The following is a 19433-nucleotide window of genomic DNA, read 5'->3' as shown; positions in this document are numbered from 1 at the left end:
TCGACCCCAATTCTCAGGCTGAAAAATCATATATTTGGACAATATTAAAAAACTACTCGAAACTAAGTATGAAAAAAATTTCATTGCTCATTTTTCTCTTCATCAATACCCTATGGGCGAGTGCTCAGACCACTAAAACCCCCGACGAATTTCTTGGTTATAAATTAGGAACAAAGTTTAGCTTCCATCACCGTATTGTAGACTATGCTCGCCACGTAGCAGCACAGAACCCTACTCAGGTAAAGATTTTTGATTATGGAACTACTTTCGAAGGCCGCCCACTTGTATTGCTAGCAATTGCTACTCCAGAAAACTTATCGAAGCTAGAAGAGATACGCACATCAAATCTTAAAAGCATTGGTTTGTTAGAAGGCAAAGCAACTACTAAGGTTCCGGCTATTGCATGGCTAAGCTACAATGTACACGGCAATGAGGCTGTAAGTTCAGAAGCCGTTATGCAAGTATTATATGAGATGCTCAACAAAAACAATAGTGTTACACAAAACATATTAAAGAACACTGTTGTATTAATAGACCCTTGTATTAATCCCGACGGGCGCGATAGATATGCACAATGGTATAACCGTGTAGCGAATCAGGGTTTCAATGCTACGCCTTTTGCTGCAGAACATAATGAACCTTGGCCTGGTGGACGTTTTAATCACTATTTGTTTGACCCTAACCGTGACTGGGCATGGCAAACACAGGAAATTTCGATGCAAAGGCTAAAAATGTATAATCAATGGATGCCACACCTACATGCCGATTTTCATGAGATGGGTGTAAATACCCCTTATTATTTCCCGCCATCAGCTCGCCCATACCACGAAGACCTTACTGCATGGCAAAGAGAATTCCAACAAACGATTGGTGATTACAATAAAAAGTATTTCGACAAAAATTACTGGTTGTATTTCTCTAAAGAAAACTACGATTTATTGTACCCAAGCTACGGAGATACGTATCCATCATATAATGGTGCTATCGGTATGACCTACGAACAAGGTGGTGGCGGCCGTGCAGGTATTGCCATAGCTAAAGACGATGGGGATACTTTGACACTCTCTTATCGTATCTCTCACCATTTTTCGGCTAGTTTGGCTACGCTAGAGGCTATCTCGTCAAGAGCAGATAAAACTGTAGACGAGTTTATTAAATTCTTTGAACGTAACAAAACAGCCCCAGTTGGTACATATAAATCATTTGTTTTGAAAAGCAAAGGCAGCGAGGCCCGAGTAAAAGCGTTAACAGGCTTGTTGGATAAACTGCAAATCAATTATAGCTATGCCAGCAAAGATGCCTCTGCATCTGGTTTTGGGTATCAGAGCCTGAAAGATGAAAGTTTCAAGATAGAAACCAACGATTTACTTATAAGCACTTACCAGCCTAAAGGTACTTTTGTAAAAATCTTGTTTGAGCCTAAAACAACACTAGAAGACTCACTTACTTATGATATTACAGCTTGGGGCTTACCTTATGCTTATGGCTTGAAAGCCTTTGCAACCAAAGAAAAACTATCAGCAGGTAATGCACAAGCAAGCAACATAACACCCGCACTGGTTGTTGAAGGTAAACCTTATGCGTATGTAGCTTCATATAATTCGTTTGAAGACGTAAAATTCTTATCGCAGATTTTGGCAAAAGGTATCAAGGTTCGTTTTAATGAATTTCCGTTTGAAACAGGCGGTCGAAAATTTGAGACCGGCTCTATTATAATTACCCGCACCAATAATTTAAGACTAGGCGACGAGTTTGATAACATCGTTCAGTCGGCAGCAAAAACACTTGGTATTAATTTACTGGCTACAAATTCGGGCATGGTTGCTTCCGGTAACGACTTTGGCTCTAATTATGTAAGCGTGCTTAAAAATCCTCGTGTAGCTGTTATTTCAGGCGATGGCATCTCTCCTACTGCCTTTGGTGAAGTATGGCATTATTTTGAGCAACAAATCAAGTATCCGATTACGGTTATCGAAGGTTCTACGTTTTCTCGTGTACCGCTCGACAAACTTGATGTTTTGATTTTGGCAGACGGAAGCTATGATAGAATTTTTGGCAATGGCGATGCACTGAAAAAATGGATTCAAGGCGGTGGTAAGGTGATTGCTATGGAAGGCGCAACTAATTATTTTGCAGATAAAGACGGTTTTGGATTGAAACGCAGAAAAGATAATTCAAGCGATAAAGCTGAATTGAAATCTTATGGTACAAGAGAGCGTGAAAGTATTTCGGAACAAGTGATTGGTGCTATCTACAAGGTAGACATAGACAAAACCCATCCGCTGGGCTATGGTACCGATGGTAGCTACCACTTATTGGCTCGTGACCCATATAATTTTGAATACATAAAAGATGGCTGGAATGTTGGCTATCTGAAAGACAATAATTACGTAACCGGATTTGTAGGCGAAAAAGCCAAAGATAAAATGAAAAACACTTTGATTTTTGGTGTACAAGAAATGGGTAGAGGAAAAATTGTATATATGGCTGATGACCCGATTTTCAGAGGTTTCTGGTACAGTGGTAAATTAATTTTTGGCAATGCAGTATTTTTAGTGTATTAACATAACCTAATTTCGTATTCAACCATGGATTCAACCCGCCGATCGTTTCTTAAAAATGCCGCATTAGGTAGTGCTGCTGTTTGCACGCCTGTCTTTGCGCATACAACACAAGCTACTACCCCGCCACCAGCGGCAGGGAAAATAAAACTAAGTGTTTCGAGTTATTCTTACTGGCATTTTAAAGGAGAAAAATTTCCGATAGAAAAAGTGATAGATGAGGCCGCTAAACTAGGCTTAGAGGGTATTGATGTGTTACATCGCCAGATGGAAGGTGAAGACAACGCCTACCTACAAAAACTAAAAAAGCACGCTTTTTTAAATGGTATTGCCATGACTTGCCTTTCGATTCACCAGGGCTTTGTTTCGCCAGATAAAGAGGTTCTGAAAAAGCACATTGAGCACACCAACCATTGCATTGAGTTGGCCTACAAAATGGGTATTCCTTGTATGCGCCTTAATACCGGCCGTTGGGGCACAATCAAATCATTCGATGATTTTATGGCCAAACGTGGTATCGAGCCAGCTATTGAAGGCTACACAGAAGATGAGGCTTTTAAATGGTGTATCGATAGTATTCAGCAATGTTTGAAAAAAGCCGAAGAGTGTGGCGTTTTATTAGCCCTTGAAAACCACTGGGGGCTTGGCTCAACGCCTGAAGGTATGCTACGCATTAAAAATGCAATCGATTCACCGTGGTTGGGTTTATTGATGGATACGGGTAATTTCCTTGAAAATCCTTACGATAAACTGGAAAAAATAGCACCGCAAACCAGTTTTGTACAAGCCAAAACTTATTATGGCGGTGGCGTGTGGTACTCGCTTGACCTAGATTACAAACGTATTGCTGATATTCTGAAAAAAGTAAATTATCAGGGCTATGTTTCAATCGAATTTGAAGGCAACGAAGACCCAAATACCGGTGTAAAGAAAAGTGTAGACTTACTCAGAAGTGTCTTGTATTAAGACATCTGGCTTATATTTTATCAGGCGTTCGCAAATTTAATTTTGCGAACGCTTATTTTTTGCTTCAATGTTTGCCTTACTTCTTATTCGTCTACGTCGCCAAAGTAAAAAACCGCTGATAGATAAAAATCCGGGAGTAAGCCCAATAAGCACATAGATTATTTTGATAGGTAGCCCACCATAACTACCTATATGCAACGAATAAAAGGTAGCCTCAACCTTATTCCAGAAACGCTCGTCGGCGATTCGATTGATACTAATCAACTCGCCTGTCTGCGCATCGAAACGAATAGAATTATTTCCTGCCCAAATGGGAGCTTCGCCTTCTACCAACCCTCTCACAAAAAAATGCTTGTTTGGTTGAGTTGGGAAATAAACATACGTAGGTGTTAAATCTGGCATTTGCAACAAAGCTTGCGCATAAAGAGAATCTAACGATACTTTTGCTAGTGTGTTTGGTGGTGTAGGAATCATTTCATTAGCCCATACCTTGGGCTCATAAGCAAAGAGATTCAGCCAGAAACCTGTAAAGGCAATAATAGCATTGAAAAATAATGACCACACGCCTATTATTCTGTGCCAGTCAGAAGTGATTGTACGCCAGTTTTTCCGATTAATTTTAATCCGAAACGTTAATACTTTTAGAATGTATTTACGGTAGATGATTAGGCCCGTTATAATAGAAATTATCAGACATATACCTAAAGTAGCTACGTAGGCAGCACCAGGCACGCCCAATTGCAAGCTGAAATGGTATTGATAAATCCAGTTGATTACACTTGGGCTGAGGTCATCTATTGAGCCTTCACGCAAGACCTCACCTGTATAAGGATTATATGAAATAAGCCCTAAGTCATAACTTGTAATGCGGGCATCGTTGAGGTACAATCTGAAATTGTAAGCTTTACCTAACCCAGGCTTAGGATTTAGCCAGGCAATCCCATCAAGTGCCGGATAACGGCGGGTAATATCCTCATAAATGTAATGGAGACGGATGTCTCTATGTCCCACATCAACTGTGAGGAGTTCTTTATTTGCCCAATCGTCAATTTCATCTTTAAAAACCAGCGCCGAACCGCTTAAGCCTAGTAAAATCAAGAAAAAACCATTAATAAGCCCCAGCCAACTATGGACTTTAAAAAGCTGACGATTCAATTTCATTATTAAATACTAATAGATTATCTGTAGATGGTCGTAAATGTTGCTTTGCAATTTACCCATCTTCTGATAAAATATCAGGCTCTTTAAGTTATATTTTGTATTCGAGCTCGCCTTGTGCATTTGGTTCGAGTAACCAATAGATGTATCCGGCATCTTTTTGCTCTTTTTTCTGGGCAAACATTACCTTTTTCCCATCAGTCCGTAGGTTTATCATGCCATAAACAGCCACATTTCGCTCAAGTGTTGATTCTAATTTGGTTATTTTTCCTTTAATGATATTCTTTTGTTCTGTTGTTAAACCTGTTTGCCTTAATTCTGCATTAAGTGCTTTCAAGGCTTCATAATCAACCAAACTTATGCCTTTTCTTTCTAGCGTAGAACGTGCCAGCTCAGTACTAAAAATTAATGGCCTTTTACCCCTACTATGCTTCCCGATTGCTCCAAGTGTTTCGGGTCTTGGATGCGTATGCGTTTCGGAATCTCCACTTGAGATAACTGTTGCAATAGGATTGATGAACGAGAAAAAATCGTCCATGAAATGATCAGACCCATGATGGCAGGATTTTGCCACGTGGCATTCAAATACTTTGCGGCCTTCGGTAATCATGGTCTGAACGTCACTCTCCTGCATAGTTTCCGGGTTAAAATCAGTATAATGTTCTGTCAGAAAATGTTGTGATTTCTCGTTTAAATCTCCGCTTAACAGAATTTTCACATTCCCATAGTGCAGGCGAATCACAATAGAATGCCCGTTTTTCGTTTCTCCGTCGTTACCCAATACCCTTAAACATTCAGTAGTATTTATAGTTTCTGTTACGGGTGCTAATACTTCAAAATGTATTGCATCAGCTGATGTATATCCTGCTACGCTCGCTCCTTTTTTAATCATTTCTATTGTTCCAACACCCCTTTTATGATAAGCATCGTGCATCAGCTTAGGATATTTTTTCCGACCTCTGTTGGCAGGGTCATCAAATAGCGTCTTTAGCTCAGTAGTTGTCTGAATCACACTGGTTAAGTATTTAATACTACCTACTTTAATTTCAGGGCCTAATAAATCTGTCCCGGTTCGTTCAACAACGCCATTATGATAAATTCTTTTTACTTCTATTTTATCATGGTTTATAATCTTACTAAAACCTCCATAATGGTCTTCGTCGGAGTGCGTAATAATCAGCATTTCAATCGGCAAAGGCGTGGTTTTCTTTTTCAGGTTAAAACGCCAGTTCAGAAAACGAACCATGTTTTCGTCTTTACCTGCATCAACCAATATGAATTTATCATCAGGCGTTACTAACAAACAACCATCCCCCTGACCGACATCTACAAAACATATCTCTAATAGCTTTTCATCTTGAAGTTTGGCACGTTGCACCCAGCCCTCATCCCCACGGCATCTTATTTTCACAAAATCCGCATTGCTGGTTTCATCAAGCACAGTTACAAAATCACCCCAAAGCAGTTTATTCAATACTTTTGACCCTGTATCAGGATTTTCGAACTGGCGGGCCTCCGGATAAGCAATGTATTTAGGCATTTTCTTTTTGTTTAGTAGTCAAATATTATATTAATATATTGGCTATCAAACAAATAGCAATTATTTTTATTATGCGGCTCCCTAATTTATTCTGTATTATCACAGCATTATATTATGATGATGCTATTGTAAAAAATATACTGTTTGGAAAACAAAAAAGCGCTAAAGCCATTCATAAACCTTAACGCTTTAAAAAATTATCTGAATTATAAATTCTATTTTCTCCAGGAACACATCAGCACTCTATCGCCATAAACGCTGCCTATAAGCAACTTATTTCTCCATACAGCTCCAACACTTGAGCCTGAAAGTGGCGTTCCGTCATTGAGGTACACACTTGTAACGATAGGTTTATCGTTTTCAAGAGAAATTTTAACAATCTCTGACGGTGATAGTTTCGAATGGTTTTTAGCATGTGCCAGAAAAGCCAATAGTTTGGGGTGACAACCTACCCATAAATCGCCTGATTCATCAAGCTCTATATTGTCGGCACCATTTACAGGCACTTCGCTATTTTCGGTTAAATTTCCGGTGGCAATATCACGGTCAAAAATCACTATTTTTCTTCCTGTGGTGGCAGCAACAAACATTTTTTTACCATCCTGGCTCATATTAATACCATTGGCATATAAAAAACCATCGGCCACGATACTTGCTTTATTACCATCATAATAGCAAACATTTCCCATCGGAACTTGCAATAAGTCTTTTTTTGAGCGCCAACATGATTTTTTCTCGTCGTGGTCGTTAGTAAGATAAAATTGTCTTTCACCTACACCCACAATATCATTTGGGCTTATGAATAAGTCATTTTTGATAGTCTCTTTATGAATCAGGCTGCTATCAGTAAATTGAAATATCTCAATAGAAGCCCCTGCTTTTGTATGATTAACCACAAACAATTGTTTAGCTCCCTCGGCCGGTTGATATAAACTAATGCCGTGCGGATGAAAATCAGTTAACGACAAAGAATCTGTTAAAGAAACAGGCTTGAGTACATTATCTTTCAGGTTGAGTAAATATATCTTTCCATTGGGCGCATTTTCATCAAAACTACTTGAGGAAATTAAAGCCAATCCTGTTGCATTATCGATAGTTATATCCTCTGCCCCATTGAAACCTTTTATTTCTGTTACTTTTCCCTCAAAATGGGGCTCTATGGTTGTGAAAAATCCAGAGTTCCATACGGTTCTAAGAACAAATAGTATTATTAACAGTAGCAGTACTGTGGTAATTTTTATCCAGCGTTTCATAAGTTAATGGGGTTAAGTTATCTTAAGTTTATTTCTCTTTCTTCCACATTATATAAAATATCCAAATAATCAGGCTAACTGCTAGCATAGCAATTAGCAAAAACGTCATTTTACTATTCGCTTCATTTTGTACCTTATCTTCTGGCAAACTTACATTAGCCCAAGCTATAAAGGCATCAGCCATTGGGAAAACACCAAAGAAGTACTTTTTTTGTTGGTTGAAACAAACAGGATAGCCCAAACCCTCTATATTATTCCGCAGACTTTTTGCTGTAGCCCAATCTTTATGTAAAGCCATTGCTTTAATACCAACTATCGAAGCTACTCCGCCTACATCCCAAATAACAGGACCTGAATCTATGTCGCCAATACCTGCATGACCTTTAGGAAATTCACGAATAGCCACTAGTCCTAAACGACGTTCTAGAAAATGTTCCTTATACTTTCCATACATTCTTCTGGCAAATACTGAATCAATTTCAGGGAGAAAAACATTTATTAAACTTTGAGAAGAGCCTCTTGGAAACTCTTCATCTAAAGAATGTGGAATTAAACCAGTATGCGTATCAAGATTAGCCTTAATGTGCTCAATGCATTTGCCTATAACTTCAGTATATTTGGGCTCAAAAAGTTTATCATGCAAAGCCAATGCAGCCAAACATATTATATTATCAGCCTGCCATGTGCCTGATGAATATGATTTTAGGTAAGTAAAATCATTGGCAATGTAGGCATCGGCAATGTTTTCGCACTTTGATGTAAAACTTTCAATATCTGTCGAGTTCCATTGAGCAGAATCAATAAGTGCTAGTTTTTTACCTAAAAGCAGCGTTGTCCAACCCTGATAAAAAGCGCCATACTCAACTGGCAGATTTTTCTCAAAAGTTCTTTTACCCTCTTCAGAATTAACCTCTTTTATTGCCCTATCAATTTCGTTTATAGCTTCTTTTGCTAAAGGGTGCGTTAAATCATTTTTGTTGATAAGTTCACACCATGTCAAACCATATATTGCATTAAAGAATATAAAACCTTCGGGAAAAATCTGTTGCATTTCTTTTGCCTTCCCTTTACTAATTTCATCTTTCAGAAAATGTATTTGCTTAATAATAGCCTGATTATAAGCCCTTTTGCCATCAATCGTGTATTGGGGTTCATAATATAACCTTAAACTTAAATGGATAAAGAAAACTGTAGGAAGCAAAAGAAAAATACTAAAGACTATCTTTAAAAATTTGCGCATGGGTTTCATTACACATCACAAATACCAACACCTTGTTTCAACGACTCCAGCTTGTTTTTTCGGGCAGGAATAAATTCTTGCGCTACAAAACCTTTAAAACCTGTATCGGCAATGGTCTTCATAATCGACGGATAATAGAGTTCTTGTGTCTCGTCTATTTCGTGTCGGCCCGGCACACCGCCTGTGTGATAATGCGCTATGTATTTCTGATTTTCTTTAATAGTTCTGATTACATCTCCTTCCATAATTTGCATGTGGTAAATATCGTAGAGCAGTTTAAAATTATCAGACCCAATCATTTTGCATAGCTCAACACCCCAATTGGTGTGGTCGCACATATAATCTTTGTGGTCAATCTTACTGTTTAAAAGTTCCATTACCAGCACAACTTTTTTGCTTTCGGCGTATGCCATTATTTTTTTCAAGCCTTCGGCACAGTTTAGCATGCCTTGTTCATCGTTTACATCTTTATCACGATTACCTGAAAAACATATCAAATTAGTGAACCCAGCCTTAGCGGTTTCGTCTATCAGGTATTTGTGCCATTTTTCCAGGCCTTGGTGGTGTTCTTTTTTATTCCAGCCTTTTACAATTCCCCAATCGTCAGAAGTACTCGAAACCATTGCACAAGTCAATCCATGCTTTTTAACGGTTTCAAATTCTTCTACTTTCAATAATTCGATAGATTCGAGACCTATACTTGTAGCAGATTTACAAAGGTCTTCAAGCGGGATAGAGTCATAGCACCATCGGCAAACAGAGTGGTTGATTTTTCCTTTAAGTGCACTGCCTATACCAAGGTCGGCAGCAGCAATCCGAGAAGCAACTACCCCGGCCACGGCCACTGTAGCGGCACCTCCAATAATTTTTTTCATAGCATTACGGCGAGAGTTTGAATTTTCCATACTTTTGAAGTTATTAAAAAATATGAAGGGTTGAATGTATACAAATGTATAAAATCACTCTTTTAATCTATTCTTCCATATGAAAAAATTATTTGTATTCAGTTTTAGCTTGTCGGTATTGGCAATTTACATTTCCTGTCAGAAAATTCAGGACAACGATACCACTGTTTCTACCCCTTCTAAATACGTAATTGACACCTCAGCGCCTGTTTGGGCTGATGAATTTGATTATACTGGTAAACCCGACCCTAAAAAATGGAGCTACGATACTGGCGGAAATGGTTGGGGAAATGCAGAAAAACAGTATTATACCAATGATTTGAAAAACTCGCGCGTAGAAAACGGTGTACTTACTATTGAAGCAAGAAAAGAAAAATTTGAAAGTAACGACTACACCTCTGCTCGATTGGTAACCAAAGGTAAAGGCGATTTTTTGTATGGCAGGTTTGAAATAAAAGCCAAGCTTCCGAAAGGTAGAGGCACATGGCCTGCAGGCTGGATGCTACCCACCGAGAAATCTTACGGCGCCAATTACTGGCCTGATAATGGTGAAATTGATATTATTGAACACGTAGGTTTCGACCAAGACCGTGTGCATGGTAATATACATACCAAGGCGTTTAACCATACTATCAAGACTAATAAGGGAAATAATGTAGTTGTGCAGGGGGTATCAGATGGTTTTCATATTTATGCCTGTGAGTGGACACCCGATACCATTAGTATCGAGATTGATGGCAACAAGTATTTTACATTTACCAAGCAAAGCAATTATGGCTGGGCAGAATGGCCGTTCGATAAAAAGTTTCACTTAATATTAAATATGGCTATTGGTGGCGGCTGGGGCGGTCAGAAGGGGATTGATGATAGTATATTTCCTCAGCGCATGGAGGTAGACTATGTGAGAGTCTACCAGGCCATAAAAAAATAGAACTTAGTTTAAGTGGAGAGCGGGAAAAGCATTAATTAAAAGGCATTTTTACACTAACAATTGATGAAATAAGAAAAGCAAGAATCAGATGACTCTTGCTTTTGCTCTCGTCAAACTGCTGTTGATTATTAAAATCATCGAGCCGTTGGTTTAAACGAACGGGCCGGTGATTTTATGGCATTTTGCCTTACGCTTTACACGCATTTACTGCAATAATAGCAATAAAAATCATCACGACAACAATTTCATCAAAATATTCGTAAAAAATCTTCTTCATGCTAACTTTACTTTGTTTCATCTTAAGACTCCAATTTCCGAAAAAAGGTTGGAAAATAAGTGTTATTTATTTGTTAAGTTAAAGGTAGCATTTAGAAGTAAATCTCATGGCTATAACAAGTGTGTGTTTACAATGCAAATATCGCAAAGCGCTTGTTATCTGCCAATACCCATTTCAGGGTATTTTTTACGGGTGTTATCCGTACCAGTACGTAGATACCTAAATTAGTTTTCGTTCTACGGCATATTTTATTAAACCAACAATGGTTTTTGTGTTTGTTTTCCGATAAATATTCTTCCGGTGCGTTTCAACCGTCCGCTCCGAAATATATAATTGTTTGGCTATATCGGCATTAGAAAATTCCTGAGCAATCAATTTCAGAATTTCAATTTCTCTATCAGTAAGTCTATAGGTTTCTTCTTCTGAGTCATTTCTATTAGCAAGACTTCTTAATATTTCATTCGATACCTCTCTGCTAAAATACACATTGCCTTTCGATATCTCGTTTATGGCCTCAATCAGTTCGTTGCGGCCAATTGTTTTCAGAATAAAACCTGATATGCCCGCATCCATTAAATCATGTACTATTGATACATCATAAGAAACCGACAAAGCCAATACCTTCACATCGGGAAATTCCTTTTTAACCCTTTGGGTCAACTCTATGCCAGTCATTCTAGGCATATATAAATCTGTAAGTAAAATATCTACCTCATTATTTGTCAGATAAGATAAAGCTAATTTACCATCCAGCAATTTTGCCACAACTTCAAAATTATCGACGTCTTGAAGCATAGCTTCAATACCGTCGATCAGTATTTGATGATCGTCTACTATAAGAATTTTGAGTTTGGCGGCAGTCATTTAGAATGAATCAGGGGAATTTCAACAATTACACTTGTCCCTCTCCCGATTGCAGAATCAAAATTAACACTTCCATTTAAATATTCCACTCTTGTAGCTACATTTTTAATTCCAATTCCATGGTTTTTAACCTCTTCGCTGTCAAATCCTATTCCATTATCTTCAACAACCAAAACTAATTCGTGTTCATGCTTTACCAGCTCAATACTTACTTTGGTAGCCTCAGCATGGCGAATAATATTGCTTAATATTTCTTGCACAACCCTATAGAGCATCATCTCTATTTTTTCGTTCAGTCTCTCTTTTAAACCTATTATTTGCAGTTCTATCTGTAAACCATCTAAAGCATTAACTTTATTGACAAACTGCTTTAAGGCTGTTGATAAACCTAATTTGGTTAATGCCCCGGGCATCATGTTATGCGATATTTCTCTAATTTCTCTAATGCTTTCTTCCAGCAGGTCAAGCGAATTTTGTATATGCTCGTTTTCTACTTTTTTCTTGGCAAGAAAATTACCTAAAGCCATGCGGGCAGCGGCAAGCATCTGGCCGATACCATCGTGTAAATCACGGGCAATTCTTACTCTTTCTCTCTCCTCGGCTTCGAGTATAGCTTCTGTTCGTTGTTGCTGTGCTATGCTTTTTTCTGCAAAGAGTCGTTCGGCAGTATCCTGCATAGCTTTAAGCCTATAGGCCAACAAAACCATAAGTACCACAATTTCTATCAGAAATGCCCCTGCAAAATATTCAATCTCAGCCAGACGGCTACCATTTACCAATTCATAATTGCTCAATGAAGAATGAAAAACAATAGTTGCAATAGGCAAATTGGCCAGCAGAAAGTAAAATGCTTCTTTGGCAAAGTGCTCAATCATGACACAGTAAATAGCGCCGAAAATAACATATAAGGTAGGAAACCAGAAAACTACGCTTAGTATAGCACTTACCAACGCACTATTTGAATGAAATAGGGAATCTTTAAAAAGCAGGCGGTCGATATACAAGAATAGTATCATGCCTACAAGCAACCCAATTAAAGCCCAGGTAGTATAATTGAAGACCGAGTTTTTGAGCAAATCCCAACGGAGGTATTTACGAATGAACAACAGACCTGATATCAAAAATAATAACGAACAGACATACCTCATTCTGTTACCTGCCACGCCGAACGAGCCATCGACATAAAAGCGGATAAAATAGCCTTGATTAGTACTGATAAAGCCGAGCGCCATTATAACATAGACTCCATAATAAAAATAGAGCATATCTTTAAAGGAAAACAGCAATAAAAAAGAGAAAAAGCTTACAAACAGTAATATACCCGTTACAAAACCCCAGATATGGTAGTCGGCTGAGTAGTAGTAATAATCGAAGGCGTCTCGTTCCCAGATAGTGATAGGTACCCATATAGAGCCGACTTCTTTTCGGAGTTTTAGATAACACGTTACCTCTTGATTGGCTTTGAGGGTGAACGGGAAAATAAAGTTTCTATGTTTAATGGGTCTATCTAGCTGTGGAGTATCCCAGGATAAATATTGCTCATTAATTATTTTATTATCAACTACCAGATACAATCGGCCCTCATCGTAAAGCGGTGTAGGTAAGTCTATAGCAAAAGCCTGATTGATGTTGGTAGCATTTTTAAGATTAAACTTAAACCAATAAGCATTACCCTTTGCCCAAAAAGTAGGCGCATTTCCGTAGGCTTTCTTGAACCTGAAATTCTTCGGAAACTCAAGTATTTTTTCTAGTGTAAGTGCATTGCTTTTATCTTGCAAATACAAGAGCCCCATTGGCATATTCTTTTTCTGCCAGTTGCCATCATACTTTATACTAATAATGCCAGTTGTATCTTGCGCCGAAAGCCTGGCACCCACTAGTAGCAATATGCATAGCACCTTTGTTACCAGCCTTAAAGATTGAGATAATCGTGAAACGACTGGTAATTTCATGGTATCAGTGGAAGAATATATAAGATACAACAATAGCCGTAACTACTCCGGCAAAATCTGCTAGCAAGCCTGCAACTAATGTGTAACGTGTATGCTTGATACTAACCGAACCAAAGTACAGCGCTAATATATATAATATGGTATCAGAACAAGCCTGAAATACGCACGATAAACGTCCTACAAAAGAATCGGCTCCGTAGGTTTTCATGGCATCTATCATCATGGCTCTTGAGCCGCTACCGCTCAGCGGGTGCATAAGTGCTGTAGGCAAAGCATCAGTAAAATCGGTATTGATGCCTGTAAGCCCAAATGCCCACTTCATACCATCTACTATATAAGTTAATGCACCACAATTACGAAAAACACTGATAGCCACCAGCATTCCGACCAGATAGGGTATTACCTTTACAGAGGTTTCGAAGCCTTGCTTTGCGCCATCAATAAAAGCCGAAAACACATCTACCTTTTTATATACCGCCCCACCTATAAAACCCACAATAAATATCAGTAGTATCATATTACTTACTACTTTTGAAGTAGTCTCGATTTCTTCTTTCGATAATCGGGCAAAATACCAAATTACAAAGCCAATAAAAGCTGTTACACCCAGCAGCCACGAAAGTAAGGTTTTATCAAAAAAATTAATCCGTTGGCGTATCCCTACAAACAACATTCCGGTAAGGGTAGCCACATAAACCGATATTAAGGCAGGAATAAAAATATCTGATGGGTCGGCGGCATTATAAATAGCTCTTTGTGCCATTATACTTAAAGGTATAAGCACCGGGCCTGCACTGTGTAATACCATGAACATTATTTGTGCATTGCTGGCAGTATCTTTATTTGGGTTTAGTTCTTGCAAACTCTGCATGGCTTTTAAACCAAAAGGGGTAGCAGCGTTATCTAAACCTAACATATTTGCCGAAAAATTCATAATCATCTGTCCATTGGCGGGGTGGTCTTTAGGTACTTCGGGGAATAGCTTGCTGAAGAACGGCCCGATGATTCTGGCTAATCTTCTTATCACGCCGGCCTCCTCTCCTACTTTTAGTATTCCCAGAAAAAAAGTCATCACACCTGCTAGTGGCAAAGCAATATCCATAACCGCCAGCTTAGCCGAATCAAACATACCATCAACTATCAGTTTGAATATCTCAGTATCGCCTGTAAATATGAGTTTGATAAGGGCAACAACAAAAGCAATAAGAAAAAAACCTACCCAAATGTAGTTTAATGCCATAAATATGAGATTTTAGGGTTAAATTTGTTGGCAAGATAAAAATAAACCAATACTTTATTAATGAAGTTGTTTATGATTTTTATCAAAACTCAAAATTACACATAACAAATCATTCTATGGCAAAACTAAGGCTAATTTTAGGAATCTCATTCATTATGCTCATGATAATGAGCTGTACATCTCAAACAAATACCGAATCGGCCGATACAATAAAGGTAGATACAAGCCAGATACAGGCCGACACCGTAGCTGTTATTGAAGAAGAGGTTATTCCGGAATTAGAACAAAGAATGATAGACCAGGGCTTAGTAAATATACAGACAATTGACTCAACTATTATGGTTGAATTAAAATATTCTACTACTGATAATTTTGTACATACCGACGTATACGGCGACCTGACACGGGCATATATGCAGCAAAAGCCAGCCGAAATGCTCGCTAAAGCCAGCAAATTCTTACAAAGCCAATACCCTAATTATAGACTCTTGGTCTATGACGGTGCTCGCCCACTTACAGTGCAACATAAATTCTGGGCTTTGTTAGATACAATTCCGCCAGCTAAAAGAGCCGATTTTGTAGCGAATCCGGCTGAGGGTTCTATCCATAATTTTGGCTCGGCAGTAGATTTAACCGTGTATGACCTTGATACCCAGAAACCTTTAGACATGGGTACAAAATATGATTACTTTGGTGATCTGGCGTATCCGTCATTAGAAGACCAGATGCTAAGAGAAGGCAAATTGACCAAACAACAAATTGCCAATAGATTGGTATTGCGCAATGCCATGCAAAAAGCTGGGTATATGCGCATAGAAAGCGAATGGTGGCATTTCAACGCCATTTCTAGAGCCAGAGCTAAAGAATTATATAAGATTGTTGAATAAATAATCTTCCGAAAATTGTAAGCTTATGTTCGAAGAAATTAATACAGCCATTAGCCGTTATGCCGATTTCAGCGATGAGGAAATAGCTCAATTTAATGCGCTGCTTCAATATAAAAACATTGCCCGAAAGAAGTTTTTGCTGCAAGAAGGCGAAATATGCAAGTTTGAAGCCTTTATCAAAAAAGGCTGTATCCGTACCTATTATATAGACCCAAAGGGAGCAGAAGTAACCTTGCAGTTTGCTATTGAAAATTGGTGGGTGAGCGATATTGCCAGTTTTCATGAACAAAAGCCAAGCAATATGTTTATTGAAACCCTTGAAGACTGTGAGTTATTCCTGCTATCGCCCGAAACCAAAGAAAAACTCTTAATGCAAGTACCCAAATTTGAACGGATGTTCAGATTGATGGTACAACGGAATCTTACCCGTTTGCAAGAGCGGCTGTTTCAGACCATTGCTACCACTGCCGTAGAAAAATACCTTGATTTCATAGAGCGTTACCCTACTATTCCACAAAGGGTAGCGCAACATTATATTGCTTCTTATCTGGGCTTTTCGCCTGAGTTTCTGAGTAAGGTTAGAACTAAACTGGCGAAGAAATAGGTAGAACCACGTTTATATTAATAAATTACCAAAAACGCTTAGACTAAAAACAATTCTCGTCAAACCATGAATAAAACATCTATCCTTGTTCTATTTTGTATACTTTTTGTATTTCATCAATCATTCAGTCAGGTTAGTCCAACATCTCCTATCGAGAAGTTTGATGATACACCATTGACCAAAGAAATTGCGCTAAAGATAACTGAAAATTTATCTGGCGATTCTCTAAAACTGTTAGCCATTTATGATTGGATTACACAGAACATTTCGTACGATTCTGTTCTTTACGAAAACATAAAAAATTCAATGTATGTTCGTAACTCTACAGCATCCAGAGATTTAAGTAAGCTAAAACCTTTACATACTTGTTCAGAGATACTGAATAAAAAGAGAACTATTTGCTTGGGTTATGCTTATTTGTTTTCTGCTATGTGTAATGCGGTTGGCATTAAGAATGCAGTTGTAAAAGGCTACGGCCGCACTGATAGTTTAGCTGCTCCTACACCTAATCATGCATGGGTGGCTTTCAGGTTATCGGATAAGTGGTATTTAGCCGACCCAACATGGGACTCGGGTATACAGCAAGGAATGAAAGACAAAAGTCCCGATAAGTACGATTACATATTTTTAATGCAAGAGCCAGAGACATTTTTAGAAACACATTATCCGCTTGATCCGCTTTGGCAATTGCAAACTTCTATTCTTTCTATAGCCGACTGGCAAAAGTTCAATAAAACCACTAATAGTAGTAGCATTGTATTTAGTTATGTAGATTCTTTGAAACAGTATGAAAAAAATAGTGCCGAGAAAAATTTCATAAGTAGTTTAAATCGGATTATTAAAGTTAAAGAATATGCTTTTGTAGGGCATTTTGAATATTGCGGTTATTTTTTCCTACCCATGTACGAAGAGATTTCTTATTACAGCAACCTGAATCGGCGCTTAAACGCAGGTAACAAAAACATTGAAGAAATGGCAGGGAAAATTTTACCGAGAAAAAAAGAATTATTTGAAAGACTCGCAAAAATTGAATTCTACATTAAACGTTATAATTATCATGTAACTAAACTGACTCAAGTACATAATCCGTTTGATTCATTTCCAATAAAAGATATACCTGCCGAGATTGCAGAAATAAAAAGAGTCAACAATTATCTGATACAAGAACGAAACTCCTTAACTGCTACTATTAAAGAGCTAGAGCCCTACCAAAAGAAATCTACTGCTAAAAAGTAGAATAAATATTTTACTACTTTTTTTACCGATTTTGTTTTTCTTGTCCTAGTTCAATGTTTTTCAATTTTCAAGGGTGCAACTTTGTATCATCAAATCAGCAACAACAGCATTGAGATTTGAGATACAAACATTTTTGAATTCTAAAAAACTTATAACAATGGAAAATAAAATATTAGGTATCCACCACATAACAGCGATAGCTGGAGATGCCAAACGCAATTTCAATTTTTATACAAAAGTATTAGGCTTACGTTTTATTAAAAGAACCGTAAACTTTGATGACCCTCAAACTTACCACTTCTACTTTGGCGACGAAGAAGGTACACCTGGCACAATTCTTACTTTTTTCCCTTGGGGTAATGCAGTAAGACAAGGCAAACGTGGCGCAGGAATGGCCACCGAGATTGGCTATGCCGTACCAGCCGGAAGTCTGGATTTCTGGGTAGAACGTTTCAAAAAATACAATGTGATATATAACAAACCATCTGAGAGATTTGGTGAGAGATATCTTACTTTTTTAGACCCTGATGGTTTAAAATTAGAATTAATTGAGCCCAAAACCCCTGATACCAGAAAACCTTATGAAACTGAAGAGGTAAAAGCCGATGTAGCAACAAGAGGGTTTTATAACACCACTATTACGCTCAACGACATTAAGCCTACTGCTTTGGTACTTACCGAGATATTTGGTTATAAACTTATTGCACAAGAGGCTAACCGTTACCGTTATGCTACTGATGCAGTAGCCACTGCCAATATCATTGACTTGGTTGAGCTACCAAACGAAGCCAGAGGCTTAGGGGCTGGAGGCACAGTACACCACATTGCGTTCAGGGTAAAAGATGATGCTACTCAAATGGAGTTTCATGAAAAAATAGAAAAACTAGGTTTTCATATTACACCGCAGATAGACCGTAATTATTTCCACTCGCTTTATTTCAGAGAACCTGGTGGAGTGTTGTTCGAAATCGCAACCGATAATCCTGGCTTTACAGTTGACGAACCTTTGGAAGAACTAGGTAAAAATCTTAAACTACCTGCGCAATACGAGCCTCGTAGAAAACAGATAGAAGAACACTTGGTGAAATTAGATTAATTTAAACTGGCTTATATCATGGATTTTAAAGCATTAAAATATATTTATCAGCCAGCCAAAAATGCAGGAGCAAATACCCTTTTGCTCTTGCATGGTACAGGCGGCGACGAACAAGACCTACTCCCGATTGCTAAAGAGTTTGGCAACGACTTTAATATATTAAGTCTTAGAGGGAACGTATCAGAAAACGGTATGCCTCGTTTCTTTAAACGCTTAGGCATGGGTATTTTCGACGAGCAGGACTTAACTTTTCGTACACACGAAATGGTTGATTTTATAAAAGGTCTAGCCGTAAAAGAAGATTTTGATAGCACAAAGATTATCGCTTTAGGCTATTCGAACGGTGCCAATATAGCAGGCAGTACATTAGTATTATATCCTGAGTTTCTGGCTGGTGCTATTCTTTACCGACCTATGCAACCCTTTAAGAAAATAGACGCTGAGCTAAAGAATGCCACAAATACACCTGTGTTTATGAGCAATGGGGTTATGGATCCAACCATTAGCCAGGCCGATACAGTAAGTTTTGTAAATATTCTTAAAACGGCAGGGTTTAATGTAGCCAACCATAGTTTGTCGGTAGGGCATGCACTTACAAGAGAAGACCTACGGTTTTCGGTTGATTGGTATCAACAGCACTTTCGTTAATTTTCCTTAAAATCAACAGGATAATAGCTAAGAATATAGTATTGTGTTAAAATAGTTTTTTTAGATTTGCGGAAA

16 protein-coding genes are annotated in these 19433 nt (G+C 38.1%); 8 read left to right on the top strand and 8 right to left on the bottom strand.

Annotated features, from left to right (window positions below; genetic code table 11):
* Nucleotides 1-68: 68 nt before the first annotated feature.
* Both WAE64_RS08520 and WAE64_RS08515 read left to right on the top strand, forming a co-directional pair.
* A complete protein-coding gene (locus WAE64_RS08520; protein WP_340235883.1) occupies nt 69-2564 on the top strand; it encodes a M14 metallopeptidase family protein in 2496 nt (831 codons plus the stop codon).
* Between the two features lie 24 nt (nt 2565-2588).
* Nucleotides 2589-3527, top strand: coding sequence for a sugar phosphate isomerase/epimerase family protein (locus WAE64_RS08515; RefSeq protein ID WP_340235881.1), 939 nt, complete (start codon nt 2589-2591; stop codon nt 3525-3527).
* Nucleotides 3528-3563: 36 nt separating this feature from the next.
* Here the strand turns inward: WAE64_RS08515 and WAE64_RS08510 are convergent, their stop codons facing one another.
* From WAE64_RS08510 to WAE64_RS08490, 5 genes are all read right to left on the bottom strand, one after another.
* Nucleotides 3564-4688, bottom strand: a complete 1125-nt coding sequence (locus WAE64_RS08510) for a PepSY-associated TM helix domain-containing protein (protein WP_340235879.1) — start codon at nt 4686-4688, stop codon at nt 3564-3566.
* Nucleotides 4689-4776: 88 nt separating this feature from the next.
* Nucleotides 4777-6225, bottom strand: a complete 1449-nt coding sequence (locus WAE64_RS08505; RefSeq protein WP_340235877.1) for an MBL fold metallo-hydrolase — start codon at nt 6223-6225, stop codon at nt 4777-4779.
* A gap of 215 nt (nt 6226-6440) precedes the next feature.
* Entirely contained in the window at nt 6441-7478 is a 1038-nt protein-coding gene (locus WAE64_RS08500) for an SMP-30/gluconolactonase/LRE family protein (RefSeq protein WP_340235875.1), read from the bottom strand.
* A 28-nt stretch (nt 7479-7506) separates the two neighbouring features.
* Nucleotides 7507-8718, bottom strand: coding sequence for a hypothetical protein (locus WAE64_RS08495; RefSeq protein ID WP_340235873.1), 1212 nt, complete (start codon nt 8716-8718; stop codon nt 7507-7509).
* 8 nt (nt 8719-8726) lie between these two features.
* Nucleotides 8727-9623 carry a hydroxypyruvate isomerase family protein gene (locus tag WAE64_RS08490; protein ID WP_340235865.1) on the bottom strand — a complete coding sequence of 299 codons (897 nt, stop codon included), beginning with the start codon at nt 9621-9623 and terminating at the stop codon, nt 8727-8729.
* 79 nt (nt 9624-9702) lie between these two features.
* Between WAE64_RS08490 and WAE64_RS08485 the strand changes: the two genes are divergently transcribed.
* Nucleotides 9703-10554: a glycoside hydrolase family 16 protein gene (locus tag WAE64_RS08485; RefSeq protein WP_340235863.1), complete on the top strand. Its 852-nt coding sequence runs from the start codon at nt 9703-9705 to the stop codon at nt 10552-10554.
* A gap of 496 nt (nt 10555-11050) precedes the next feature.
* Here the strand turns inward: WAE64_RS08485 and WAE64_RS08480 are convergent, their stop codons facing one another.
* The 3 genes from WAE64_RS08480 to WAE64_RS08470 are packed head-to-tail and all read right to left on the bottom strand — an operon-like array spanning nt 11051 to nt 14887.
* Nucleotides 11051-11695 (bottom strand): response regulator, encoded by a 645-nt coding sequence (locus WAE64_RS08480; RefSeq protein WP_340235861.1) that lies wholly within the window; start codon nt 11693-11695, stop codon nt 11051-11053.
* The gene (locus tag WAE64_RS08475; protein WP_340235859.1) at nt 11692-13647 is read right to left on the bottom strand and encodes a sensor histidine kinase; all 1956 of its coding nucleotides are present in this window, start codon (nt 13645-13647) and stop codon (nt 11692-11694) included. Before WAE64_RS08475 ends, WAE64_RS08480 begins: the two co-directional genes overlap by 4 nt.
* Before the next feature lie 4 nt (nt 13648-13651).
* Complete coding sequence (locus WAE64_RS08470) at nt 13652-14887, bottom strand: nucleoside recognition domain-containing protein (protein ID WP_340235857.1); 1236 nt, start codon at nt 14885-14887, stop codon at nt 13652-13654.
* A 116-nt stretch (nt 14888-15003) separates the two neighbouring features.
* Between WAE64_RS08470 and WAE64_RS08465 the strand changes: the two genes are divergently transcribed.
* From WAE64_RS08465 to WAE64_RS08445, 5 genes are all read left to right on the top strand, one after another.
* Nucleotides 15004-15774, top strand: a complete 771-nt coding sequence (locus WAE64_RS08465; RefSeq protein WP_340235855.1) for a M15 family metallopeptidase — start codon at nt 15004-15006, stop codon at nt 15772-15774.
* Nucleotides 15775-15799: 25 nt separating this feature from the next.
* Nucleotides 15800-16378 carry a Crp/Fnr family transcriptional regulator gene (locus WAE64_RS08460; protein ID WP_340235853.1) on the top strand — a complete coding sequence of 193 codons (579 nt, stop codon included), beginning with the start codon at nt 15800-15802 and terminating at the stop codon, nt 16376-16378.
* A gap of 66 nt (nt 16379-16444) precedes the next feature.
* The gene (locus WAE64_RS08455; protein ID WP_340235851.1) at nt 16445-17614 is read left to right on the top strand and encodes a transglutaminase domain-containing protein; all 1170 of its coding nucleotides are present in this window, start codon (nt 16445-16447) and stop codon (nt 17612-17614) included.
* Between the two features lie 157 nt (nt 17615-17771).
* Complete coding sequence (locus WAE64_RS08450) at nt 17772-18710, top strand: ring-cleaving dioxygenase (RefSeq protein WP_340235849.1); 939 nt, start codon at nt 17772-17774, stop codon at nt 18708-18710.
* A gap of 18 nt (nt 18711-18728) precedes the next feature.
* Nucleotides 18729-19358 (top strand): alpha/beta hydrolase, encoded by a 630-nt coding sequence (locus tag WAE64_RS08445; protein ID WP_340235847.1) that lies wholly within the window; start codon nt 18729-18731, stop codon nt 19356-19358.
* Nucleotides 19359-19433 lie beyond the last annotated feature (75 nt).

Origin of the sequence: Emticicia soli (assembly GCF_037860775.1) — a bacterium.
Lineage (GTDB): Bacteria > Bacteroidota > Bacteroidia > Cytophagales > Spirosomataceae > Emticicia > Emticicia soli.
Note: the sequence above shows the minus strand (reverse complement) of the source record. Positions and strands in the feature narration are given on the sequence as shown.